The sequence below is a fragment of the Legionella quinlivanii genome (genome assembly GCF_900461555.1).
Taxonomy (GTDB): domain Bacteria; phylum Pseudomonadota; class Gammaproteobacteria; order Legionellales; family Legionellaceae; genus Legionella_C; species Legionella_C quinlivanii.
This window is the reverse complement of record NZ_UGOX01000001.1, coordinates 471,080-495,636: the sequence shown is the minus strand read 5'-3', so window position 1 is coordinate 495,636 and position 24,557 is coordinate 471,080. Positions and strand designations below refer to the sequence as shown.

Here is a 24,557-nt window from a genome sequence, read left to right as displayed (position 1 = left end):
CAGCACGTTCCTTAAGAAAAGCGCTCCCCTAGCATTTCCCCCTATATATAAATGTATTACAATGCTTGCGATAAAATGATTTAAATTCAATGGCGTGTGCCGAAAAGATTTAGTCGACAGCCTCTAAAATCGGAGTTTTAATGAAACAAGATGTCTCTCATCTGCCAAGAGAACTTGGCCGTATGGTTTCATGGTCGCTTTCTCGTTTAGGGAAGGCCATTGAAGACGTGTACGGAATAGAGGCCTATGAACGATTTGAGCATATCCGTATTGCAATGCAGGACACCATTGGCAGGGATGCGTTAACGCTAAAAAACGCGCTGCTTGAGCTCCAAGCCAATCTTTCTACGCTGAACCGACAACAGCTCTATCAAATAGCCCATACGTTTTCGCTGATGATGGAGCTGATTAATGCCTGCGAAAGCGCCTATCGTATTTTTCGTATTAATCAGAGAGAAGAAAGGGTTTATCCTGATAAGCCGCAAGGGATTCATTATGTATTAACTGCACATCCGACCGAAGCGCGGACCAATGAATTTTTAAAGCTTTTCAAGGCAATTCGTGATTGTCTTGTAGAATCACTCAAATCCCCCTATCTGGTTAATGAATCCTGTTTTGATCAGATGCTTAAAATTTCACTGCAGATTAGCATTTCCTATCACGAGAAACCCAGCGTGGAAGATGAAGCGCGTTACATTTATCAATACGCGCTCAATCCACATAACATTAACCTGTATCATTCCTTTCTGGCTGAAGGCATTCCCGTTCAATTGCGGACCTGGGTAGGTGGGGATAAAGATGGTCATTCGGGCGTCGACGAGAAAGTTATGGTGAAAAGTCTCGAGCTGTCTCGAGCCTTTTTTATTCGCCACATTCAGGATTCATTGAAAGAAATCATTGAAATTGCCAGGATCTCGACCGCATTAATAGAAAACAAAGCCTTAATTAATCAACTGCTTAAGCTTGTCAAAAGTGCGCAGAAACTTGGAAAGATTCGCGAAAAAGATAATGAAAAAGTATCCGCATTTAAAAATGATTTAAGGGATCTTCAAGCCAATAGCATGGCGTTTTTTCATTTCATTCCAGATCAGTTTTCAATTATTTCAAGTATTTTTCAGCTCTATCCTGCTCTGGTCATTCCATTAGAGCTTAGGGAAGATTCAGCTATCGTAAAAGAGAGTTTAGCCAGCCCAAAGAAAACCACCATCACCCGAATGCTTGAACAGGTTTATTCAATAACTCATGGAACTGATCCCAAAAATTATATTCGCGGTTTTATTCTCAGTATGGTCGAGTCCGCTGAAGATATAAAAAATGGAATCACGCTGGTCAGACAAATCTTCCAAACTTATGCCCTTCCGGTTGTTCCTCTTTTTGAAAATCAACTCGCCTTAACCAGCGCTGATGCTATTCTAAATGAGTCGATCACCGAAGATATCCGGCAAAAGCATATTGAACAGTGGAATGGAAACTACGAAGTTATGCTGGGTTACTCCGATTCCTCCAAAGAGAATGGCGTTTTGCCTTCACGGCTTATGATTGCTCAAAGTTTGGGACGCATTCAATCCACCCTCGAAAGCAAGGGACTCTGTCCCATCTTTTTTCATGGTTCCGGCGGCAGCATCGAACGAGGCGGCGGAGATATAAAAGAACAAACGGCCTCCTGGTCCAAGGAATTGATGTCCAATTATAAAGCAACGATTCAGGGTGAAATGGTCGCGAGGCTTTTTGGTTCGAATTCAATTCTTAAGAGCCAGATTGATAAATTTCTTGATATTTACGCGCAAAAAGAAACAAACACTGTCAATGAATATCCCGAAGCCTTGCAATCATTTTCAGCTAAAGTAAGTCAGAAATATAAAGGGCTGATTCAAAGCGAATGGTTCTGGCCTACTATTGAGAAAGCATCCCCCTACCATTTTTTAAACGAGTTAAAAATTGGCTCGCGGCCGACAAAGCGAAAATCAGGACCTGACCAAAGAAAGCTTCGCGCAATTCCCTGGATTTTGTGTTGGACACAAACAAGACTTCTTTTCCCAACCTGGTGGGGTATTGGTTCTACCTGGCTTGAACTCAGCGATGAGGAACAGAACGAGCTAAAAGCCCTTTATAAAGAAAACGCCCTATTTGCTGCCTTTGTTAAACAATTAGGGGTCACCCTTTCCAAAGTATATCTGCCTGTCTGGGAGCAATATCTGTATCAATTAACCGGCTCTGATGAATATCTCAAGCCTTTTCAAACCGAACTGGAATCAAGCATTCTGTTCTTTTATGAAATAACCGGAGAGAAAGATTTTTGCTTCCATCAGCCTTGGCTCGGGGAAAGCATACAATTGAGATCTACAATGGTTCATCCTTTAAATCTTATTCAAATTGAGGCCATGAAAAGAAAAGATTTACCTCTGTTAAGAATCACGGTGACCGGAATTTCCTGCGGTATGTTAACCACGGGATAAACGAATGACGGTTTGGTCTCGCGGCTTATTAAATTGACAGCTGAAATTAAAATAGCATCTTCTAGCCACTTTGATTCCATTTTGCACGCAAATAAGGCATAGTTACTCAGGCGCCGGATTAGTTTTCCTTCTATAGGATGCTTAACATTAAGGCTCAATCAAACCAGTTAATAACCTATTGTTTATCAAGGAGTAATTTTCCATGTACACTTTTGACTCCCCTACGGGCATGCAAAATGACGACAGCGATTCTGGAGCAAGCACCTATACGATGCTGGTTCTCTTTGCAAGCTTTAGTGTAGGTATGCTTGCACTGGCCGCTAAATACGCCGAATCCAATAATCGATTAAATTATGAAAGCCGTCTGGCCCGTATTATTGCCGGCGCTTTAGTATTTATTATTAACATCTGGCATACCAAAGCCGGCGACATAACGATAAACAACAACGGGAAAGACTTAATCGCAATAGGCCCTCATTGCACAAGCGTCGAAGCCCTGGTTGTTGCATCCAAGATGGAAGGCAACCCTCCTCAATATCTCGCCACAACTAATTTTAATAGCATCCCGGGTATTGCTTCCACCTTGAAGATGTTTAAAACCATCCCGGTTGAAGGGGATAAAGCAAAAGCCAGTGATGGACGTTCTGCCAATTTTGCGGCACTTGAACGCGCAAGCCAGGCATTAAATGAAAATGGCTGCGTTGTACTTTTCCCCCAAGGCAACTTTCGCCTGCTCGGGAAGGAGCCGCCAATGATTTACTCGGGAGCTGCCAAACTTGCCATCGAGCACAAAATACCCGTAAAAGTGCTAGGACTCAGTGGAATCTGGTGTGTAAATAACTCTCTTCTTCCTGTGTGGCTGCGAGATAATAAAGTCTACCGTGCTTTGTTCTCTTTAATCCACATGAATAATATTAAAGTGACAGAATGTGGTACTATTGATTTTCATCTTAGAAAGGAAAATGAAGACTTAAGTGAAGAGGAAAAAATCAGAGGGATTTGTGCTGAGCTTTATTCTCATTTTCGACACTTTGAAATAACTGATAAAGAGTTAAAAGTGATTAACAAAGAAATTGCTGATAAAACGCATCTCACAATCTGGGATACAAAAGTCAAGGTGAATAGTTTGGAACGACAACTTTTAAACTCAAAAAAGGAATTAGCGAAACTCGAGGAACCTACTGCCGCAGGAATGAGTTTAAGCTCCTAATTGCAAAACGGATTTGGCTGTATGCCTGACGTATAGCCAATTCTCGCCAAAAACTATACCACTTCAAAGAGGGAATAACCCCTGGCCCGAGCGAACTTTGTTCGCTCGAATCCTTATTCTGTCAAGGATCCGCATAGTTTTCGACAATACTTCGGAATGTTAAATTCACTCGCGGCAGATGCCTGGCTTTCGTCGGTGGCAGACGGTGAAGCCAATAGGTCTGGGTAGCTCCTTTCATCACCAGCAAACTGCCATGCTCTAAAATTTTAGAAACAATTTCTTTGCTTTTCTTGTGTTTAAAACAAAATTTCCGTTCAGCACCCAAACTCAGTGAACCAATAGCACCGTGTTTTAGTAAATCTTTTTCGCCATCGCTATGCCAGGCCATCCCTTCACTGCCGTCATGGTATAAATTGAGCAGACAGGAGTTATAGGTTTCCTGGCTTTCTTTTTCAACGATGGCCTTCAACTCCTCCAAAACAGGAAGCCAGGGAAGAGCTGTTTTTGTAACTCCTGAATAGGTATATGAGAAAGGTTTATCGGCATACCAGGCAACTTTACGCCGGGTAATCATTTTTTTTCCGAAAATCATTGCTTCATCATTTTGCCAGAGGATCTGCTCCAATAATGCCCGGTAATAGGCATCCGCCATCTCGCGGCTCATGACTGAACCATAGTAATGCACTATACCTTCATAAGGCAGCAAATTGTGCAGCTGATTGTCGATTTTTTCAATTAGATCCACGCCAATACCTCTTCTGTCTAAATCTCTATACATCTGTTTGGGCGGCTTCCCATCCTATCATCGCTCTTTTTCGGGTTTCCCCCCACATATACCCACCCAATTTACCGCTGCTTTGAATCACCCGGTGGCAGGGAATAAGAAATGCTATCGGATTACTCCCAATTGCGCCCCCCGCCGCTCGTGAGGATTTAGGCTTACCCAAATCGCGGGCAATATCACCATAGGTTGCCAGAGAACCCATCGGTATTTTCAGCAGGCTTTCCCATACTTTCAGCTGAAATGGAGTTCCAGCCAGATGCAGTTTTATTTCATCAAGCTGCTTCCAGTCTCTTTGAAATAGTAATAAGGCGTCCTGCTGGAATTGGTCGGTCATTTGCCGATAAGCGGCCTTGGGAAAGCGCGCTTTTAAAGCAGATAGAGCGACTTGCTCATTCGCTTCAAACGCAAGGCTGCAAACTCCTTTGGGCGTCGAAGCGACAATTACTTGTCCAAACGGGCTTTCGGCAAAGGAATAATTAATACTGAGTTCAGCCCCGCCATTTCTGAATTCCCCGGGGGTCATTCCTTCAATCTTCACAAACAAATCGTGCAGGCGGCCCCCACTTGAAAGTCCGGTTTCAAAAGCAATTTCCAGGAGAGGCCTCTTTTTTTTCAATAAGGTTTTAGCATAGTTAAGGCTTATATATTGCATAAATTTTTTTGGACTGATACCCACCCATTCACTGAACATTTTTTGGAAATGCCAGGGACTCAGATGGATCACTTGGGCGATTTCTTCCAGTGAAGGTTGGGTCTTAAAATGCTCATCAATATAATGAATTGCCTTCTCAATACGTTCGTAATCGATCTGCTGTTGCCTTAACATGCGGCACTCCTCACTCAATAGCTCTTCTTCTTATCATAGAGGGCTTAAGTATCTAAATGGACCCATTTCTTGCGCTGTTTACCCTGATTCTGGATATAAACCAAGCTAGCACGAAAATACATGAACAAATTAAATTGCCTCTGTTATAATTATGAGCGAATAACAGGCTTGATGAAAGCGAGGGTTTATGTTTCCGGATACAGCTCATTTTATTTTCTTTCTCACGGCAACAATCATTTTGAATATTACCCCGGGAAATGATGTTCTCTACGTTGCAAGCCAAAGCTTGAACAGCTTCAGGCATGGAGTCGTGGCAACCATCGGCATTGGAACGGGTATTGCGATTTATGCGATTGCCTCAGCCTTAGGCCTGTCCACTATTTTACAGGAATCTCCCTTAGTTTTTAATCTGATAAAAATTGCAGGAGCTTTTTATCTGTTCTATCTTGCCTGGCAGGCATTACAGTCGAAAAACAGGAAATTCACCAGTGACAAACAAGCTGTTTCGGTATGGAAGTCCTATCAGAATGGCGTGCTTACCAATCTCTTGAATCCCAAAGTAGGTATTTTCTTTTTAACCTTCCTGCCTCAGTTTGTCGATGTTGCACGGGGAAGCGTATGGTTGCAGTTATTGTCCTTAGGCTGCTGCTTTGTAGTGTCCGGAACCCTGGTTAATTTTTTCTATGTTTTCGTATTTGTTTATTTGAAAGAACGCATTTTTTCTAACGATGCCATGCAAAGACTGTTTAACCGACTAACTGCCTTTATTTTTGTAGCATTGGCTTTGAAAGTGCTGAGTGCCAAGCAAGGTTAAAAATCAGGCCTATTAATTATTAATTATGAAATACTGGTACTTCGTTTGACGCAGACTATCTTGCTAATCGCTGACCATGGAAATTTTATCTTCATACTGTCAAAATAGCTCCTTTTAATTCACTGCGAACTGCTTTGTCCCGTACCCAACGTCTTTTAGAGCTTCTCCAGATTTTACGCCAGCATCGCTATCCTGTTAGCGGAAAAGTGCTGGCGGAAAATTTGGGAATTAGTTTGCGAACTCTTTATCGCGACATTGCCACACTGCAATCCCAGGGTGCCGATATTGAGGGTGAACCCGGTTTAGGTTATGTCCTGCGGCCAGGATTTATGCTGCCTCCTTTAATGTTTTCGGAAGAGGAAATAGAGGCTCTGGTGCTCGGCTCACGCTGGGTGGCAAAACGAGCGGACCACAAACTGAAGCTGGCTGCCACAAAAGCACTGACCAAAATATCCTCGGTACTTCCTCCTGAGCTACGCCAGCAACTGGAGTCCTCTGGCCTGCTGGTTGGTCCTGCAAAGACTCAAGGCAATGATGATTATGAAACCTTGATACGGTATGCGATTCGTAAAGAATTTAAGCTGAAAATGACTTATTCAGATGTTAGAGAGGAAAGCAGTACCCGCATCATTTGTCCGCTGGCCCTTGGCTTTTTTGATGACAGCCGTATGCTTATCGCCTGGTGTGAATTAAGAAATGATTTTCGTCATTTCCGAAGCGATCGAATTTCTTCGCTGAGCTTAATGGAAACGCGCTACCAGCAAAAACGCCAGGCGCTTTTAAAACAATGGCGCACAAGATTCAATATCCCGGAGCAATAGCTTCACGCTGCTGACAGAAACTGTCACTACACTGCCTTAAATTTCTCCCTGTTACTTTTAAGGAGAAGAATATGTTAGAACCCAGTGCTGTAATCATCTATGTAAGCAATGTCGCCACGAGCAGTTCCTTTTATCAGGATTTGTTAGGAATAAACCCAGAGGAACTTTCCCCAGCCTTCAGTGCATTTCAGCTGCAAAATGGTATGACCATCGGTTTGAAAGACAGGCAAACAGTTGAACCGGTTGCAGAGGGAAATGGAGGATTTGAATTGGCCGTCACGGTTACAACTAAGGAGCAGGTTGACGTGCTGTTTAAGCAATGGAAGCATAGAGGAATATCTGTTGCCCAAGCGCCCGCGACGCTGGCTTATGGATATACTTTTGTCGCTCTGGATCCTGATAATAACCGGATTCGGGTGGTGGCTTTGGAGAATAAGGAGAGTTAATGATGATTGAACCAGTGAAAAAAGAAATTGCCAGTTTTATTGTTAAAGGATTTAGCGTTAGAACAAAAAATCAGGATGAAATGAATCCGAAAACCGCAAAACTGCCCGCGCTTTGGCAGCAATTTTTTGCCAGTGAATTGGCGAACACAACCAGTATATTTGGCGTTTATTCCGATTATGAGTCCAATGAAGACGGTTTTTATACAGTCACCGCCGGAGTTTCCAGGGAAACAAATAATGACAATCTTAATGCGGTTACGGTTTTATCCGGGCCATATCTGGTGTTTGAAGCAAAGGGGCCAATGCCTGAAACCGTGATTAATGTGTGGAAATCAATCTGGGAATTTTTTGCAGCCAATCGCCAATTTCAGCGAAAGTTCGCAAGCGATTTTGAACTCTATTCAGGATCAGAGCACATTGCGGTTCACATAGGGGTTTTCTCTTAAAAGAAATCTTCCCTAAAGTCCTCTCTCCCCCAGGGAGAGAGTTAGAGAGAGGGATTTTAAAATCTCCCCTCTCCCAGCTTGTGAGAGGGAATTCACTTGTTATCATTTCGTAAATTCCCCTCATTTCTTGATTAATTTTTAGCCATAACCTATCCTAAAAAAGCAAACATAGCTAGTTACAGGAGCATATCTATGTCATATAAAACCAAACATGAAAAATTGAACAAAGTTTCTGATAGTGAATTGGAAAATCTTTCAGGGGGATACGCCCCCATTGGCCCTGGTCAAATTGAAAAAGCGATGGCTCAAAACGCGCCTCACATTGGTTCATCACCGGGTGTCAGCGTTAAAGATAATAATGGGAAAAAAGACAAAAAGAAGAAGCATAAATAGTCTTGAAATGCCCATCGTTATGCTTCCGGAGTAAGACATTCCGGAAGCTTGAGAGACGTTTTAAAGCAACCTAGCGTGACTTAATGCTTCCGCTGCATACATCGCCTTCCTCAACCCCCTCATCCCAGAGCTTAAGCTGCTCCACCCTGGCTTTGGTTAGCTGGTATAAAGCCATACAACGGCACATGGGGCTTACACTGCCATTATCCCCCTCATTTGGGTATAAGGAATCCAGATGCGCGTCCCTGAAGGATAACCATTTTTTCTGGGCCGTTACAAAGTTGGAAATAAAGAGTTTATCATCCTGATAGCTTTGTAAAATCCGCTTATAAATGGCATTTAAGGAGCCATCCATTGCCTTGAATTGCTGGCAAGCATCCTCGGTCATCTCAGATTGTGTCTCAGAAAAACTGGCTATAGTAAAAAATATCGCAATTATACACATTATTTTTTTCACTTTTTCCTCCGGTGAATATTCATATTAACTTCCTGATTTATCCCAGAATACGCTAATCCGTACGCTAATTCGACATGAATTAAAACCTTTGATTTCTTGATAAATTTATGAACAGATTCTATGCTAAAAATGCAACCTTTTAAGCCATGGGAGAAAATGTATGTCTAAAAAGCAAGAATTGGATCAAACCAATAAAGTTTCAGATAGCGAATTAGAAAAATTATCAGGTGGCTCAGGCTTACCTTTACATATTGAAATAGGAAAACAGCAATTTCTTGCCAATAATCCTGATTACCTGACATCACAACCGGACTATAACTCTGGCGGTAAAAGTAATAAAAGCGGCAAAGGTGATAAAAAGAAAGGGAAAAAAGACAAACATAAGAAATAGACTCACTTTATCATTTAATACCAAGTGCTCCCGGAATGTATTCATTCCGGGATTTTATAGGGCAGTTTATCCAGGGTCTGATAGCAGGATTCAGGCAAAAGCCCGAATACAGCGAACACGATTGTTAATTAAGTCTTTGTTATACCCAAATCCGTCATTGCCAGAGGGAAAACTTACGCCCCAGGCAACGAAGGAAAATGGAACTTGTTGCGTGGAGCTCCAATAAACACCTGAAAATCCGCCAAAATTACATGGGAATGCCGCATTAGAGCATAGCGCACTATGGATATCGCTTAACTCACTTCTTGCCGGAAGATACCAGTCTGCACCAATATCTCGGCAACGTTGAGCCGCACAGTTTCCTGGATCGTTTGAGCAAGATGCATCCACCACAATGGCATTCGTATTGGCAAGCCCATCGTCAAAGCTGGTTGAACCCACTATATCACTGCTAGTACCAGTCCATAGGCTAAAAAAATTATCTGCTTGATCTATGATAATCTTACCAATACCGCCGCTTTCTTCAAACACCAGGCCTCCCAAATGATAAAAAGCAATCAGGGTTTGCGGGCTGGTGGTATTGGTCCCACTAATAGTAATTATGCAGGGCGCATAGGGGGTGTTGGAACTTAATTCCAAGGTACAGTGCCCCCCCGGTGCAACACTGGCACAATCGCTGTCATTTACAGACAAGTTGGGGCAGGCGGCGTGGTTGCTCACTGTAATCCCATTGGCATGATCGACACTGTCCGCACTATTGGTAATCTCTAATGACAAAGGGGTCATTCCTGAAACCGTCACAATCCGGCCTTGCTGCACAGGATTAGTAATACTGATCTGCACCCGATTGGACACGGTGACATCCACACTGGTTGTATTGGTATTGTCCCCTGCGATATAAATCGCTGTTGGCCCTTCCGGTGTGCCTGAAGCGAAGGTAATTGTGCAGCTTGCCCCAACGGCAAGACTGCTGCCGCAGGTTGTACTTTGTATGCTGATAGCACTGCCATTAGGAATGGTTGCTGCAATATTGGTCGCTGGCGACAGAGAGCCTGCATCATTGGTAACAATGACATTGCCTGTTGAATTTTGTGTAAACCTTAATGTAGGTGGACTCAGCTTAAGCGTGGCAGGTGGAACCTGGCTGCGGGTAATGTGTAAGCGATTGGCGATCTCTGGCTGGTAACATTGATTGGGATTCGCCTGCGTGCAAACCACAGGGCCTTCCGTAACCACGCTGTTTATCTGTGAGCCGTTAATCTCTAAGGACAAAATACAGCCAGTTTTGCCGTGGAGCACAAAGGGATTCCCGCAAACACCAGGTCCTGAAGTGATTTGTGTAATGCCCTGGATAGGCCGCATAGTTAAGATGTGGGCTCTGGCAGATTGATTAGTCACCCGGTATTGCACAATAGCCTTGCCATTTGTCGGCACTGTAATTGTGGTGGCCGTGAGCGGCTCAAACGTCCACAAAGGGCTGCCTGAAAAAGCATTTGACATGAATCCTAATAAAATAACAATCAGTATCTTCTTTATTCCAAATAGTTTGTAATTGCCTTGCATGGTTTAGTCCTTTATGGCCATAGTAAAAGTGAAATAACAATCAAAAGGCTAAACATGATACTTAGTAAAGACTGAAAATCAAAGCCTTAAGTGCTGAGAAACCGATCCTGAATAAAGAAATGATCTACCGGGCCATTCCCCTGCCCTATTTTTAAGTATCGACCCGAAACAATAGCAGCAGTTAAATAACGTTTTGCCTGTTCGATAGCAGAATGCAAATTCATTTCCTGTGCAAGAAAGGAAGCAATGGCTGACGACAAGCTGCAACCTGTCCCATGGGTATTATTTGTGTTAATTCGTTTTTGATGAAAGAAAAATAGTTGCTTTGTTTTCTGTAAGCAGAGGATATCTGTACTATTTTCTCCTGGTAAATGGCCGCCTTTAAGCAGGACATTCGTCTCATAGTGTTGGCTTATTGCCAGAGCAGCTTCCTGCATATCGTCACAGCAAGTGATTTCTTTCCCGCAAAGCATTACCGCCTCAGGAATATTGGGGGTGATTAAACTCGCCAGAGGCAAAAGCAGTGTTTTGAAAATGGAAAGGCTTTGTTTATCCATTAAAGAGGAATTGTCCTTGGCAAACATAACCGGATCAATCACTATGCGAAGTGGTTTCACCTTTTGCAAATAAGAAGCGATAACCTCGATAGCTGCTTTCGTATGGACCATGCCAATCTTGACTGCAGCCACTTCGAGGTCGCTAAAAACAGCCTCTAATTGCTGCTCAATAAAATAGGGAGCAACCGCTTCAACCGCGATTACGCCGCAGGTATTTTGCGCGACCAATGCGGTGATTACCGAGGCAGCATAGGCTCTGGTTGCAGAAATGGTTTTGATATCGGCCTGAATACCGGCTCCACCGGTGGGATCGGTTCCAGCAATACTCAGGACAACCGCTGGTTTTTTCATGCGACGAGCCTCTCACCATTAGCCAGATGATCCAGAAAATGCATTTTGAATGAACCAGGTCCTGACGCATCCTGGGCCGCCCGCTCAGCGCATAGGCTGTAGAACAGTGTCGCCGCACAAGAGGCCTGAAAAGGGTCTTCCCAGACGGCAATAAACAGCGCAATGATCGCGGTGAATAAACAGCCGGCGCCAGTCACCTGCGACATCAGCGCTGAGCCACCCGACAACCATTCGACTCGCTTCTCGTCAACAATCGCATCACTGGCACCGCTAACAACGGTGATTAGCGAGTAAGCCCGGGAGATCTCTTTCGCACTTTCTATGGCTTCTTCGGTAAAAAGGCGGGTATCCACTCCGCCACTGCGTATTCTTGAGCCAGATAATGCAGCAACCTCACTGGCATTTCCGCGAAGCAGGTTAAAATTGAATTGGCGCAGCAGACTCAGACAATGGCTGGTGCGATATTCACTGGCTCCCGCACCCACAGGATCTAAAACAAGTGGTTTGCGGCAATCATTCGCCTGACGTGAAGCCCGCTCAGCAAGCGTTATAAACTCCTCGTTTAAAGTGCCGATATTAATCACTACAGCTTCGGCAAGCTGTATCAAATCATCAATTTCCTGAATAGCCTGCGTCATTATTGGTGAAGCTCCCAGCGCTAGTAAGCCATTTGCGACAAAATCCATGCTCACCTGATTACTGATGTTTAAAACCAGTGGGCGCATGATTTTTATTCGCTTGAGAATGGCATTGATCGTTTCAAGCATAATCGACTCCCAAAATGAGACGATGAAGTGATTTCGCAGCCCCTTCGGGATTATCTGCTTCAGAAATTGCAGCAATCACTGCTACGCCGAAAGCGCCCTGCGACATAACCGAGGAAACATTGCCGAGATTAATTCCACCTATGGCGATTATCGGATACTTCGATAATTGCACCAGCTTTTCAAGGCCCTCCAACCCCCATAAGGTTTTAACATCCTGTTTACTGGAGCTTTTAAAGACTGCGCTGGCTGCTACGTAATCCAAACAATCCAGGCTATTAGCAGCCTCAAGTTGTTGAGTACTCTCAATGGACAAGCCAATTAGCTTGTCAGGCCCCAGCAGGCGTCTTGCCTCCTCCGGGTCTTGATCCAATTGCCCAAGATGAACACCAGCGGCGTCAATTTCCTGAGCCAGCAACACATTATCGTTAATAATCAGGGGAATTCTAAAGCGATCCAATTGATATTTGAGCTCTTTGGCCTTCTGATAATGCAGCTTGAAGGACAGGTTTTTTTCACGATACTGGACCGATGAAACGCCCCCTTTAATGGCGGAAAAAAGCAGAGATGGCTTGGAATAATCAGTGATATAACAATATTTGAGCGCAGATATCATCAATCTTCCTCGCGAATACAACAAGCAACAGGCTCTAAAGCGGAATAAGGTGCTGCGGGTAAAAAGGAGTTGGTATAGCAATCAGTGATTGCAAATTGTTTATCAGTAATCCCCAAATGCCGGGTATAGCGGCCTACTTTATCCCAATCTCTCTCGATATTGAGTAGATTTCGCGAAAAAAATGGCAAACTGCGCATAAAAATAGTTTTATATAAAGCATTTCGCAATTGCGGCTTTTGCTCACAAAGGCATTCAAATGCTTCTTCGGGGTTTTCTACAGTATAAGCGGCACCTCTCTGAGTGGCCTTAAGGAATCCTTTAATGATGTGTTCCTGTTGAAACATACGCTCATGAACAATGAACTGGATTGAGCAAAAGCAGCAACAGCCTAAGCCAGCCAATTCGTCCAGGCGCAGAAAAACGGTTTCTCCTGCCAAATGCTCAAGCTCAACTCGTTGAAAATTAATAAACCCAATGCCGGCATCAATGATGCCTCGATGAATGGCATCGGTCACATTCATACCGACCCGCACTGTCTCATAACACTCAGAAATACCCGCCAGTTTGGCCAGATCATCAATAATTTTTTTTCCAAACTCACCGATATAACCAATGCGCTTACCTGCAATGTCCTGAAAATTGCGAATACCGCTGGATTTCAATGCGATTAATCCTGTGGGCGGCTCATCGAGCAGGGTACCGATTGACGTGACTGGATAGCCCTTGGCGCGGGCAGCCACGGTATGAATCATGGCTTTTACTCCAAAATCAATCTTACCCGTACCCACAATTTCAGTGACATCACTGGGATCGCAGGGTTCTAAAATGGCTAATTTGATATTTTCATCCTGATAGAACCCAAGTCCCTGAGCCACAAAAATAGGGCAATGGTAAGGATTGGCATACCAGTTGAGTAATAAAGTGGTTCTTGATAATTGATTTGACATTTTGCCATAACTCCTGTTAAAAAAATAAACAAAAGATGGCAAGCAAGACTCTCGCTTTCGCAAAGAATTTGAATTGAGGCAGTCCTTACGCTGGTATGAACCAGTTCAAGTTCGACGGGTAATTCTCAGCCGTTTTAACGACACCCCGCGCCATCTGTGTTCTGATAGTAAGACCTGAAAAATTGATTGTCAACAATGAAATTTATGGAAACTGTCAGCCTGCATTACTCGCAAGCTGACAGCAAACAGAGCTAGCGTAGCCACTCCTCTAACAATTGAACAAATGTTTGTCTGGCAGACTTCAAGGCGCTGGAGTCAGTTTTTTGCGGCGTTCGCAGATCATCACAGTGGGCTGAGCCATCAATCAGGGTATAGTTTAATTGTGGGTTGCCGGCATTTCCATTCGCCACTGATAAGGATAGTTTTGACCAGGGATCATTACTGCCATTGGTAAAATGAATTCTCGATACGGCGGATTCCAATAAGGGCCAATAAAAATTCTGATTAATGTAGGAAGTATCCACCTCAGCATCGATTCCAAATAAACGTCTGCAGACTTCACGATGATAGTCTGCATTGATTCTCGCAGAACGTGTGGATTGAAGTGGATCAGGATGTGCGTTTTGCCAGTAGCCATATTCTGTACAGGATTGATAATACCATTGCCGCGCACCAACTCCCTGACTGTAATATTCACCGTCTTCACTGAAAGCCCCCTGAGGGGTCATATCACTTGCAGTAATCTGCCAGCGGCTGAAAAGGGTTTTAGTAAACGCAGCATAGCCTTCAAGTGCGCTCGGACTTTTCGCCAAAGAAGAACAAAACTCCTCATGCATACCATACTGCACCGCAGCAGCACCCACATCAGCAATCATGTAAAGAAAATCGGTATTATCCTGTAATTCACTGGCTGAAAATTGCTCCTTGACCTGAGCGATGCTTTGCAAATCATCCTGCTCAAGAATGTCCTCCACCTGCCTTACTACTTCACGCATTTTGCCAGCACATTCGCTGCCAGCTACCCGGGTTACATGCTGATCGTAGTCGCTAAAATCATCCTTTGCCATCACTGGCGCAGAAGAAGCCAAAGCTCCCACCACCAGTTCAGGATGCTGCAAACGATAATAGGCGGAAAGAGAACCGGGATAAGACCCACCGAAGGCAACCCATTTCCCCTGCCAGTGCCTTTCCGCCATCATCGCGCTTTGAAAACTGGCCAAATCATCGAGTGCTGCCTGGGTAGAGAGGTATTTAAGATTATCGACAGAGAGTTTTCCAGGGACACTTTTTCCATAAAAACGATGTTCCAGCGCCACTAATTTGGCGTGATATTGCTGCGCGTAAGTACGAATGGCGCCATATAGAACAAATGGCGAGCAGGCCGCTTCACCACAGATATAAAAAAATACCGGCGAATCCGCTGATTTGCCATAGGTTTCATCCACATAATACCGTTGAGAAAAACTGCCGGCAGCAGGATCCTGATGGTTAATCCATTGTGTAAAATAATCTTCGCGAATTGACGCATTTAAATTGATCTTGCGATGTTTATCTAGATAACGCTGATGATAATAATCCAGTGGATTTGAAAATCCTGCCAAAGGCAGTAACAACCCTATAGCCATCAGGTTTTTTTTGCATAAATCCATTTATTTACTCTCCATAAAGAAAACCGTCTTATCCTAACCCGATTTGCTATAGAAGCCCAATATTCTCCTAAACTTCTTTGCAGCCTGAGAATTCCAATAGTTAGAGGAGTAACAAATGATTAAAATCCTTTTTTTAACCACAATGGGCGCTAAAAGGTTTTCAAAAATCTATTTTTTAGATAAAATGCTCTTTTACTTATCAATTGGGGCGCAAAATGTCCACAGAGATGGCTTGTTTTGTATATCAGGACCCCTGCTATTCTGACTATCGTATGGCTTCAGATGCACTAGTGAACAGTTTTCCATATAGTATGCCCTCTCGCCAATTGGACATTACCGCAGAGCGTATGGATTCTTTAGCCATAATAAAGACTCCTGTAGGACTAAATCCGAATGCCTTGTTCAAAAATGTAAATCCGAGAGATGCATTTTGCTCCAGTAATAAGCAATGGATATTAAAAGGCAGAATGTCCATTTATAATCCGGTCGGCATTCGGCAATTCAACTTTGTATAGGCCCGTTAATGGATAGACCCTGTTCAATATTAATTTTTTTAGAGACTTATTATTATGCCTTCAATAGATGAATTTCAAAGCCAACTCAATGGACTTAGAGAAGGAATAAAAAATAGCTTAAACTTAAGCCGCGCATCGATCAAAAATCTGCTTAAGGAAAATCTATTTTATATTAATGGATACGTCATCGGCTTGCAGGATAGTGTTTATCAATCCATATGGCTGGACATTCTGCAAGGCTGGAATGAAGCATTGAAGGATATAAAGAATAATCAACTGCCGCCTCCTGCCGAACTTGGCAGTCGAAAGAACTATTCACCTGCACAAACTCTGGGATATTTACGGTGCTGCGGAGTTAGTTACTCAGAGCATCCTCATTATCAGGAACAGCTGCAGGCATTGGCATTACAAGCCTCCCAATCTGCTTTGCCAAAAGAAATATCAGCTCCTCTTTTAACCCCTACAATCGCTCCAATTCTGGACAGTACCGCTGAATCGACCTCGCTTAACCAGGAAAATGTAGAATTATTGTTAGCAGGCAATTCTGATGCAAAATCACATAATCAACCTCTTCCTTTATCCCAATTATTTGATGGTAGAAGCTGCTATTATATTCAAGGTTATATCAGCGGCTTAAGCAATATTAAGTTTAACCGGATCTGGGAACTTTACTTATCCGGATGGATCAGCGCAGCAAACGATATAGCTGCTAGCCAGCAAGAAGATCTCCTTAATCTTTATTCAAGAAAAACTGAAGACAATATCTCTTATATTCTGGGATATTATGATTACTGCGGATACAGTGTTACTGATTCAAGATACCTACAACTGTTAACCGACCTCAATAGTCAGCAAACTGTTTATGGCCAAGGGATGCGTGCCGCCATGCAATGGTCAACGATATCCATCCGGCCTGCAATTCCTCCAGCAAGCGCTGTAATAAGCACAGCAAGCTCATCTCATATTCCTGCAACCTCTATCAACACCGCAGCCCTGGCTGATGCAGCTGAAACCAGCGGATCAACTGAAAAAAGAAAGATTTCAAAGGATACGAAGGCAGGTGCTCAATCAAAAGCGAGTAACGAAAAGCTAATACAAAAACGCAAAAAAATACTGTCTGATATCACTATGCCTCAATTTATCACCGAGGAAATGGGGATGCTGTTCTTACAAAGATGCGATACAGCTCGAGTAAGAGTTTATGAAGACTTACATGGCAAAAAAATTGATGTTAGCAGTACGCCACTCAAAAGCAAAAAAGCGATTCATGAACTGGCTTCGGAGATAAATAAAGGATTAGAGGATCTAAATCGTCCTCAGGGTTATCTTATAGAGGAGCAATTATCTTCTCGCAAAAATAAGCTGTCATTGAAAATGATCGCTAGCTTTGCCTACTATCTGGCTTATCATGGCAGAAATTATCGCGGCGATACTTTGAGCGGCGCTGAGGTTCTTTCTATGATTTCCAAGGAATGTGAGAAAGAAAAAATTAATTCATTACAAGAATTAATCAAGCATATTGCCGCGGGTAACATGCCCTGCTTTTATAAAGCTGAATCACCCGAGAAACAGCCGGCTCAAGAGGCAAGAATACGCATCCAGCCAATATCTCCTCCAGCAAGTTCTTGTTCAAGCACATCAAGTTCATCTTACAAAAGGTTAGCCTCTGCCTTAAATTATGCATCTGAAGCTAGCGGCGATCCAACTAAGAAAAGAAAAACTGCAGCGGATACTAATAATACCAAAGCCCTTCACTCTCTTCTTTTTATTGATGGTCAGGCGGCAGCCAATCGTTCATCAGAAAAGGTAATAAAAAAACGTAAGGAAGCACTTGAAGGTATCATTTTACCCCCATTTATCAATCAGGAAATGGCGATTGAATTCTTACAAAAATTCCATTCGGGCCGATCAAGAGCTTATGATGCAATACGCGGTGCCGAAAAGCCCGAAACTGGCATTGCGCCGAGATGGCGTGGGTTATGGAAGGCAAATGCTATCCATGATCTGGCTGCGGAGCTAAATAAAAAATTAGAGGAGCTATATGATAGCTCTCTGGATTATTTTACAGAGAGGGATTTCCCTGCTCGTCATAATGATCTGTTAACGGAAAGCATGAGAAGACTTGCCTATTATCTAGGTTATCATGGCAGAAACGATCACGGCAAACCCTTTGGCAACTCTGAGATTATCTCAATCCTTGTCAGGGAATGTAAGACAGGGAACATTGATTCGGTACAGGCATTAATCCGGCATGTGGCTGCGGGTCGCATGCCCAGCTTTTACAAAACAGAACCGATTGAGAAAGCGCCGGAGCCGGAGAAAGAGCCTTTGCAAAACCTAATGGCTCCCTAAACCCCTTCCGGCAGCAGGATGCCACAAAAACCCGTCTTTGCGGGCGTTTGCGAAGCAATCCAGATCATAACTTTGATCAAGCCTCGATCTGGATTGCTTAACTTCATTCGCAAAGAGACAAGTTCACTGCTCGACTCTATTAATGCTCCATGCTCTTCGGCAAAGCGACAAATAATAGGCCCGACTGGTTGTGTTCATTGGCTTCCATGCCAGCCTGAGCCCCTTCTCCCTTATAAAGGTCGACATGAGCCCCCACAATAGCACCACCGGTATCCTGGGCCACGCACCAGGATGTCCGGTTTTTAGTGTTATAAATAAAATTCATCCCCACGGGAATCACCCGATGGTCTGTAGCGCATGAAGTATGAGGGGTTAAGGGAATATTTTCCGACCCATAAGGTCCGCCATGTTCTTTAGCAAAAAATACATAACTTTGATCTCTGTTTCGCAGGTCAAAGGCTTGGGCCTGATTGGCGAGACTATTCAGATAATTGCGAATTAATTTTTCTGAAGCAGCACTTTGCCTGATTTTATCCGTAAGATTACAGCGTAATTTAGCCTCATCATGACAGTTGGGATCTTTGGCGCATCGCTCCATTGCATCCAGATTGCCGCCACAGCTGGGGTCTTGCGCACACTGAACAATGCGGCCGAGCATGGTCCGCGGCCTGCCATTGTAGCCGTCGTAATTAATATGGAATAACTGACCGTCAAGAAGCAGGGAGCCAGAGCCTTCAACCATTAAAAAGGCGGGATCGTTTGGATCTTTAACATAGCCAATCACATGCTTCGGATGCAAGGCGCCATGTTCAATTTCACTGCGATCCGGAGCCACTGAATAGCTGCCATCGGCGTTCTTCATACAAAATCCACGTGGCATTTTTGTGAGTGGATCCACTCCACAGAGAGGCGCTTTCAGTTTACGCCTTCTGCACTCCAGAGCGACATTGACTACCCCCGGATTTCCATAGATTGGATATAAAAAGCCCGCCTGCTTCTTACTTCTCGCCTCAACGGCCGCGGGTGCATAATAAGCAGTAAACTGAAACTCGCCTCGTTTAAATCCGGCATGATTTTCTGGCCAGCCCTCACTCTTATACCAGTCAAATTCAGTTTTTATTTTTGAAAGAAATTTACTGAAATCTCCATGAGCTGCTTTGGCAAAAGCAAGCATTCGCTGATTGGTATGCAGGCACCATTCTTCACGCTTGAATCGATGACCGGCAATGGTAATTGTCTGGAACTCTCCGCGGCTTTTTTTGCAGTTTTTTATCTGAATATTTAAAGCATTAATCACTTCATTCATGTTACCTGCGGGATTCTCCAGAGGCAGTTCGGCAGGTGAAATTTTATGAAACTTAAATCGCAGCACTCCGGGCTCTTTGGCAGCCATCTTTTGCCTGGCTGTGAAATCCACGAGCCTTCGGACGTCCAGACAGCGCTGAATGGGGTCTTGGGGAAGAGCGGCCTGAGTGACAAGGCCCAAACTCATTAAGGCTAATAAAACAATCGACTGAAACCTGGACATCATAGTTCTGGCGCACTCTTTTCCTTGAATAATATAAGCAATAATTATATCGATATTCGATGTGGATTCAAAACTTAAATATTACAGATCACAGCAAGTTTTCTATACTTAAAAGTGTAAGGATCATTTTCAAAGAAGAAAGAGGACTGTTATGTGCCGACTGGTGGCCTATTTAGGAAAAAAAATATTACTCTCAGAAATCCTGATTAAGCCAAAAAACTCCATTATTAAGCAAAGCCTTCTGGCGCGCGAATCCACTACTCTGACTAATGGAGACGGATTTGGTCTTGGCTGGTATATCCGGCAGGATGAAACCCCTGCCTTGTTCACCTCGCTCTTTCCTGCATGGAATGATCGAAATTTATCCTACTTATCAACAAAAATAGAATCCTCCGTCTTTTTTGCACATGTCAGAGCAGCCAGTACAGGCGGGATTTCGCAGTTTAACTGTCATCCTTTTTTATTTGAGCATTGGATGTTTATGCATAATGGATGGATTCCCCATTTTGATAAAATTAAACGGCAACTCCAGGACTTGCTGGATGATGATATTTTTAGCTGGATCAAAGGCAGCACTGACTCGGAATTAGTATTCGCTTTATTTCTGCAGTTAGCAAAAAAATATGAGTCGCCAAATCTTGTGGATATTGCCAGTACCATCCAGGAAACATTTCATATAATTAATGCTCTGGTGAAAAAAAACACCAGAAAAAGCTCTCATTTAAATATATGTATTACGGATGGAAAGCGCCTGGTAGCAACGCGTTATTGCAGTTCCAAGCGTGTAAAACCGGAGACGATGTATCTGTCTCTCGGAAAACGGGTTAACCCGCAAAAACGGCAAATCATTTTAGAAAATAAAATAACACCTCCCTATATTGTGGTAGCCTCTGAAAAGCTATCCAAATCTGAACTAGAGTGGCAACCAATCCCTGCGAATAATTGTGTGATTATTGAGTCCAATTTGAAATTATCTTTTCACGCTTTAGATTAATCGGGATAAAAGGATCTGGTTAACCCCGGGGAGATTAACTCGAGGGATATCATGAAAACTGAAATAGCAGCACATTGTAATTACAACAAATACGCGTTTAAAAATTATTTAGTATCAGAGACTGAACTATTAAACGTTTGGTTCAAACGCGAATATTTCAAAACGGAGGGCTTAAAAGTCGGAGCAGAAATTGAATTTCTCCTGCTCGATACAAATTATCATTTAACCCCTCAGAATCAGTTATTCACACAGCAATTAAATGATCCCAACGTCATTCCAGAAGCCGGAGCCTCTCAACTCGAAATAAATACTGCAGTGTTTCCACTATGCGACAGCTTTTTATCGGATCTGCATCAAAGCGTTCTTTCAACATGGTCAAAATGCTGTTGTCTGGCGCGTAAAAATAATGCTCACCTGGCGCTAATCGGCTCCATGCCGCAAGCTGAAGAGTACCATTCCGCACCCGAATATATCACCCCTCATCCTTCGTATCAGCTCATGAACGACAATGTGTCTAAATACCGGCAGGGGCGGCCCTTATCGTTGAAACTGAATGGCGCCGAGGAAGAGTTCATGTTCCAGCCGCAATCTTTATCAGTTGAAGGGCTCATTTCCTCGTTGCAACTTCATCTGGAGGTTAGTCCTGAGCAATCGGTTATTTACTACAATATCATGCAAATGCTTTCTGCTCCTTTGCTTTCACTTTGCGCTAACGCTCCTTTCTTTTATGGTAAAGAGCTATGGAGTGAATCAAGAATCGCAATTTTTGAACAGTTATATGCATTTCCCTCTCCCTACCAGAATTGCGTTTTCTTCGAGCCTCATTATCTAAAGAATAGTTTTTTCTCATTATTTAAAGCCAATTTGAATAATTACCCGCATCTTCTACCCGAGGTGGCACAAGAAGAACCCAGCCATCATCTTTTTCACTTACGCAAGCAAAACAGCACTGTATATCGCTGGAATCGACCAATTGTTGATTTTAATAATCATAATGAACCTTATTTAAGAATAGAGCACCGCCCTTTATCTTCCGGGCCAAGTATTGTCGATATGATTGCCAATGCCGCTTTCTTCTATGGACTGGTTTATTTCTTTGCAAATCAAAATGAGCCTGAAGCCTCTTTAATTCCTTTTAAGGAAAGTTATGCCAATTTTTATCAGGCAGCCTGTTCTGGTCTTCGAGCACGGTTTATGTGGAATGGCATTGAAGTGGATGCGCTTCATCTTTTAAACGATTTTCTGCCCTTAGCAAAAATAGGTTTGGAAGACCTGGGTATAGTTAGAGGTGATATCGATTATTATTTAGAAATTATTCATCATCGTCTGCTTAAACGGCAAAATGGCAGTATCTGGCAACAAAACTTCATTAAGTACTATGGTTATAATTTTGAGAATTTGCTCGGGCATTATTTAGAGAATCAGTACCGGGAGATCCCCATATCTGAATGGCCTATTTAAATTAGCCTGTTAGTAACGAGGATAGCGCTGGTTTAAAAATAAAAAAGCCCCGCAGTTTGAAACTGCAGGGCTTTTTTATTACGCGAATCAGGCTTTGGCAGCTTTCTTCTCTTTTTCTTTGGCAATCACTGCTTCTGCCACATTCGCAGGGCAAGGAGAGTAGTGAGAGAACTCCATAGAGAATTGACCTCGACCTGAAGTAAGTGTACGTAAGGTACTGATGTAGCCAAACATTTCTGAGAGAGGAACATCGGCTTTAATGCGAACACCCGCAGCACTTGGCTCCTGGCCAGAAATCATACCGCGTCGACGGTTCAAGTCACCAATCACATTACCCACATCTTCTTCAGTGCTATACACGTCAACCTTCATAATAGGCTCAAGCAACTGAGGACCCGCTTTAGGTATGGATTGACGGAAAGCGCCTTTCGCCGCAATTTCAAACGCGATTGCTGATGAGTCTACCGAGTGGTATCCACCATCAGTCAGATTGATTTTAACGTCTAATAAGGGGAAACCGGCCAATGTACCTGAATCCATCATTGAACGAAACCCTTTCTCAATCGCAGGGAAGAACTCTTTAGGTACGTTACCGCCCACAACAGAAGTTACGAAAGTGAATCCACTGTTCGGCTCACCGGGTTCAATCGTGTAATCGATTTTACCGTACTGTCCAGATCCACCTGATTGCTTCTTGTGAGTATAGCTGTCGTGAACCGTTTTAGTGATGGTTTCACGGTAAGCAACCTGAGGTTGACCCACTATCAGTTCAACGTCATAGGTACGCTTCAGAATATCCACTTTAATATCAAGATGCAGCTCACCCATACCACGAAGAATCGTTTCACCGGAATCTTCATCCGTCTCAACTCGGAAGGTAGGATCTTCAGCAACCATCTTGCCAATGGCAATAGCCATTTTCTCAGTGGAAGTCTTGTCTTTCGGTGAAACCGCAATGGAAATTACTGGCTCAGGGAAAACCATCGCTTCCAGTGTACATTCGTGATTCGGATCACAAAGTGTGTGGCCTGTACGAACGTTTTTCATACCGACGATAGCAATGATGTCGCCTGCTTCCGCACTTTGCAATTCATTACGCTCATTCGCCTGCATTTCTACCATTCGGCCAACGCGTTCTGTTTTGCCGGTAAAGGAGTTAAGGATAGTATCCCCTTTATTCAATCGTCCTGAGTAAACTCGAATGAATGTCAGAGCGCCATAACGGTCGTCCATAATCTTGAACGCCAGAGCACGGAATGGTTCATCAGGAGAAACAATAGCAAACTCACCATTTGGCTCACCTTCAGCATTAGTCAAAGGCTGTGGGTTCACTTCGTGAGGAGCAGGCAAGTAATCAACGACTGCATCCAGTAATAATTGCATCCCTTTATTCTTGAAGGCCGAACCGCAATAAGTCGGGAAGAAAGCAAGTTCGAGGGTACCTTTACGGATACAACGCTTGATATCTTCAATGGACGGCTCTTCTCCTTCCAGATAGGCCATTAATAAATCATCATCCATTTCCAGCGCAGTTTCGATAAGCTGAGCGCGGTACATCTCAACATCATCGTGCATATCAGCCGGTACATCAGTAACCGTATAATTTTCTGGCTGTCCAGATTCATCCCAGATGTACGCTTTACGGGTTAATAAGTCAACTACCCCTTTGAAGCTGTCTTCAAAGCCAATCGGCAGGGTCATAATCAGTGGGTGTGCACCGAGTACCTTTTTAACCTGTTCAGTGACATTAATAAAGTTCGCGCCGACACGATCCAGTTTGTTTACAAAAATCAAACGAGATACTTTAGAATTATTCGCATAGCGCCAGTTAGTTTCTGATTGAGGCTCAACACCACCTGAACCACAGAATACGCCAATACCTCCATCGAGTACTTTCAGTGAGCGGTAAACCTCTACAGTAAAGTCGACGTGTCCTGGGGTATCGATAATATTGAAACGTGTACCTTTCCAGTAGCAACTGACCGCTGCTGACTGAATAGTAATTCCGCGCTCGGCTTCCTGTTCCATGAAGTCGGTTGTTGATTCCCCTTCGTGGACTTCACCCATTTTGTGGATTCTGCCGGTGAGCTTGAGGATCCGTTCGGTAGTAGTGGTTTTTCCAGCATCTACGTGGGCGAAGATGCCGATGTTTCTATATAGATTTAAATCAGCCATAGCAGTCTTATACACTTTAAAAAGGGTTAAAAATAGTCCGG

23 protein-coding genes and 1 riboswitch are annotated in these 24,557 nt (G+C 43.5%); of the genes, 12 read left to right on the top strand and 11 right to left on the bottom strand.

Features of this window, described 5'->3' with window-relative positions; translation table 11 throughout:
- Positions 1 to 140: 140 nt before the first annotated feature.
- A complete protein-coding gene (locus DYH61_RS02185) occupies positions 141 to 2,456 on the top strand; it encodes a phosphoenolpyruvate carboxylase (RefSeq protein WP_058508492.1) in 2,316 nt (771 codons plus the stop codon).
- Between the two features lie 202 nt (positions 2,457 to 2,658).
- Positions 2,659 to 3,666: a lysophospholipid acyltransferase family protein gene (locus tag DYH61_RS02180; RefSeq protein WP_058508491.1), complete on the top strand. Its 1,008-nt coding sequence runs from the start codon at positions 2,659 to 2,661 to the stop codon at positions 3,664 to 3,666.
- Positions 3,667 to 3,787: 121 nt separating this feature from the next.
- Here DYH61_RS02180 and DYH61_RS02175 read toward each other — a convergent pair whose 3' ends face one another.
- Together DYH61_RS02175 and DYH61_RS02170 are read right to left on the bottom strand one after the other, a co-directional pair.
- Complete coding sequence (locus DYH61_RS02175; protein ID WP_058508525.1) at positions 3,788 to 4,411, bottom strand: alpha-ketoglutarate-dependent dioxygenase AlkB family protein; 624 nt, start codon at positions 4,409 to 4,411, stop codon at positions 3,788 to 3,790.
- 25 nt (positions 4,412 to 4,436) lie between these two features.
- A complete protein-coding gene (locus DYH61_RS02170; protein ID WP_058508490.1) occupies positions 4,437 to 5,276 on the bottom strand; it encodes a methylated-DNA--[protein]-cysteine S-methyltransferase in 840 nt (279 codons plus the stop codon).
- 187 nt (positions 5,277 to 5,463) lie between these two features.
- Here DYH61_RS02170 and DYH61_RS02165 point away from each other — a divergent pair, with 187 nt between their 5' ends.
- The 5 genes from DYH61_RS02165 to DYH61_RS02145 all read left to right on the top strand — a co-directional run bounded on the left by DYH61_RS02165 (position 5,464) and on the right by DYH61_RS02145 (position 8,196).
- Positions 5,464 to 6,090 (top strand): LysE family translocator, encoded by a 627-nt coding sequence (locus DYH61_RS02165; protein WP_058508489.1) that lies wholly within the window; start codon positions 5,464 to 5,466, stop codon positions 6,088 to 6,090.
- A 134-nt stretch (positions 6,091 to 6,224) separates the two neighbouring features.
- The gene (locus DYH61_RS02160; protein WP_058508488.1) at positions 6,225 to 6,911 is read left to right on the top strand and encodes a helix-turn-helix transcriptional regulator; all 687 of its coding nucleotides are present in this window, start codon (positions 6,225 to 6,227) and stop codon (positions 6,909 to 6,911) included.
- Positions 6,912 to 6,982: 71 nt separating this feature from the next.
- A complete protein-coding gene (locus DYH61_RS02155; RefSeq protein WP_058508487.1) occupies positions 6,983 to 7,357 on the top strand; it encodes a VOC family protein in 375 nt (124 codons plus the stop codon).
- Positions 7,357 to 7,803: a GyrI-like domain-containing protein gene (locus tag DYH61_RS02150; RefSeq protein ID WP_200823638.1), complete on the top strand. Its 447-nt coding sequence runs from the start codon at positions 7,357 to 7,359 to the stop codon at positions 7,801 to 7,803. The genes DYH61_RS02155 and DYH61_RS02150 overlap by 1 nt, the downstream gene beginning before the upstream one ends.
- Before the next feature lie 192 nt (positions 7,804 to 7,995).
- Entirely contained in the window at positions 7,996 to 8,196 is a 201-nt protein-coding gene (locus DYH61_RS02145) for a hypothetical protein (RefSeq protein WP_058508486.1), read from the top strand.
- 70 nt (positions 8,197 to 8,266) lie between these two features.
- Here the strand turns inward: DYH61_RS02145 and DYH61_RS02140 are convergent, their stop codons facing one another.
- A complete protein-coding gene (locus DYH61_RS02140) occupies positions 8,267 to 8,653 on the bottom strand; it encodes a lysozyme inhibitor LprI family protein (protein ID WP_133129128.1) in 387 nt (128 codons plus the stop codon).
- A gap of 160 nt (positions 8,654 to 8,813) precedes the next feature.
- Here DYH61_RS02140 and DYH61_RS02135 point away from each other — a divergent pair, with 160 nt between their 5' ends.
- Positions 8,814 to 9,044 carry a hypothetical protein gene (locus DYH61_RS02135; protein WP_058508484.1) on the top strand — a complete coding sequence of 77 codons (231 nt, stop codon included), beginning with the start codon at positions 8,814 to 8,816 and terminating at the stop codon, positions 9,042 to 9,044.
- A 90-nt stretch (positions 9,045 to 9,134) separates the two neighbouring features.
- Here the strand turns inward: DYH61_RS02135 and DYH61_RS02130 are convergent, their stop codons facing one another.
- The 6 genes from DYH61_RS02130 to DYH61_RS02105 all read right to left on the bottom strand — a co-directional run bounded on the left by DYH61_RS02130 (position 9,135) and on the right by DYH61_RS02105 (position 15,491).
- Positions 9,135 to 10,607: an Lcl C-terminal domain-containing protein gene (locus DYH61_RS02130; protein WP_058508483.1), complete on the bottom strand. Its 1,473-nt coding sequence runs from the start codon at positions 10,605 to 10,607 to the stop codon at positions 9,135 to 9,137.
- Positions 10,608 to 10,693: 86 nt separating this feature from the next.
- Positions 10,694 to 11,515 (bottom strand): bifunctional hydroxymethylpyrimidine kinase/phosphomethylpyrimidine kinase, encoded by an 822-nt coding sequence (gene thiD, locus DYH61_RS02125; RefSeq protein WP_058508482.1) that lies wholly within the window; start codon positions 11,513 to 11,515, stop codon positions 10,694 to 10,696.
- On the bottom strand, positions 11,512 to 12,282 hold the full coding sequence (gene thiM, locus DYH61_RS02120) for a hydroxyethylthiazole kinase (RefSeq protein WP_058508481.1): 771 nt from the start codon (positions 12,280 to 12,282) through the stop codon (positions 11,512 to 11,514). The genes thiD and thiM overlap by 4 nt, the downstream gene beginning before the upstream one ends.
- Positions 12,275 to 12,895, bottom strand: coding sequence for a thiamine phosphate synthase (gene thiE, locus DYH61_RS02115; protein WP_058508480.1), 621 nt, complete (start codon positions 12,893 to 12,895; stop codon positions 12,275 to 12,277). Before thiE ends, thiM begins: the two co-directional genes overlap by 8 nt.
- Positions 12,895 to 13,842, bottom strand: coding sequence for an ABC transporter substrate-binding protein (locus DYH61_RS02110; protein ID WP_058508479.1), 948 nt, complete (start codon positions 13,840 to 13,842; stop codon positions 12,895 to 12,897). Before DYH61_RS02110 ends, thiE begins: the two co-directional genes overlap by 1 nt.
- Positions 13,843 to 13,906: 64 nt before the next feature.
- A riboswitch (TPP riboswitch) is annotated at positions 13,907 to 14,000 on the bottom strand.
- A 93-nt stretch (positions 14,001 to 14,093) separates the two neighbouring features.
- Positions 14,094 to 15,491: a S28 family serine protease gene (locus DYH61_RS02105; RefSeq protein ID WP_103989339.1), complete on the bottom strand. Its 1,398-nt coding sequence runs from the start codon at positions 15,489 to 15,491 to the stop codon at positions 14,094 to 14,096.
- 215 nt (positions 15,492 to 15,706) lie between these two features.
- On the opposite strand from DYH61_RS02105, the gene DYH61_RS15530 reads away from it, so the two are divergent.
- The gene (locus tag DYH61_RS15530) at positions 15,707 to 16,006 is read left to right on the top strand and encodes a hypothetical protein (protein ID WP_133129129.1); all 300 of its coding nucleotides are present in this window, start codon (positions 15,707 to 15,709) and stop codon (positions 16,004 to 16,006) included.
- A gap of 54 nt (positions 16,007 to 16,060) precedes the next feature.
- Complete coding sequence (locus tag DYH61_RS02095) at positions 16,061 to 18,358, top strand: hypothetical protein (protein ID WP_058508477.1); 2,298 nt, start codon at positions 16,061 to 16,063, stop codon at positions 18,356 to 18,358.
- A 139-nt stretch (positions 18,359 to 18,497) separates the two neighbouring features.
- Here DYH61_RS02095 and DYH61_RS02090 read toward each other — a convergent pair whose 3' ends face one another.
- Complete coding sequence (locus tag DYH61_RS02090) at positions 18,498 to 19,886, bottom strand: MltA domain-containing protein (RefSeq protein WP_058508476.1); 1,389 nt, start codon at positions 19,884 to 19,886, stop codon at positions 18,498 to 18,500.
- A gap of 151 nt (positions 19,887 to 20,037) precedes the next feature.
- Between DYH61_RS02090 and DYH61_RS02085 the strand changes: the two genes are divergently transcribed.
- Both DYH61_RS02085 and DYH61_RS02080 read left to right on the top strand, forming a co-directional pair.
- Positions 20,038 to 20,880 carry a class II glutamine amidotransferase gene (locus DYH61_RS02085; RefSeq protein WP_058508475.1) on the top strand — a complete coding sequence of 281 codons (843 nt, stop codon included), beginning with the start codon at positions 20,038 to 20,040 and terminating at the stop codon, positions 20,878 to 20,880.
- 51 nt (positions 20,881 to 20,931) lie between these two features.
- Positions 20,932 to 22,341: a glutamate-cysteine ligase family protein gene (locus tag DYH61_RS02080; protein WP_058508474.1), complete on the top strand. Its 1,410-nt coding sequence runs from the start codon at positions 20,932 to 20,934 to the stop codon at positions 22,339 to 22,341.
- Positions 22,342 to 22,428: 87 nt separating this feature from the next.
- Here the strand turns inward: DYH61_RS02080 and fusA are convergent, their stop codons facing one another.
- Positions 22,429 to 24,516 carry an elongation factor G gene (gene fusA, locus DYH61_RS02075; protein WP_058508473.1) on the bottom strand — a complete coding sequence of 696 codons (2,088 nt, stop codon included), beginning with the start codon at positions 24,514 to 24,516 and terminating at the stop codon, positions 22,429 to 22,431.
- Positions 24,517 to 24,557 lie beyond the last annotated feature (41 nt).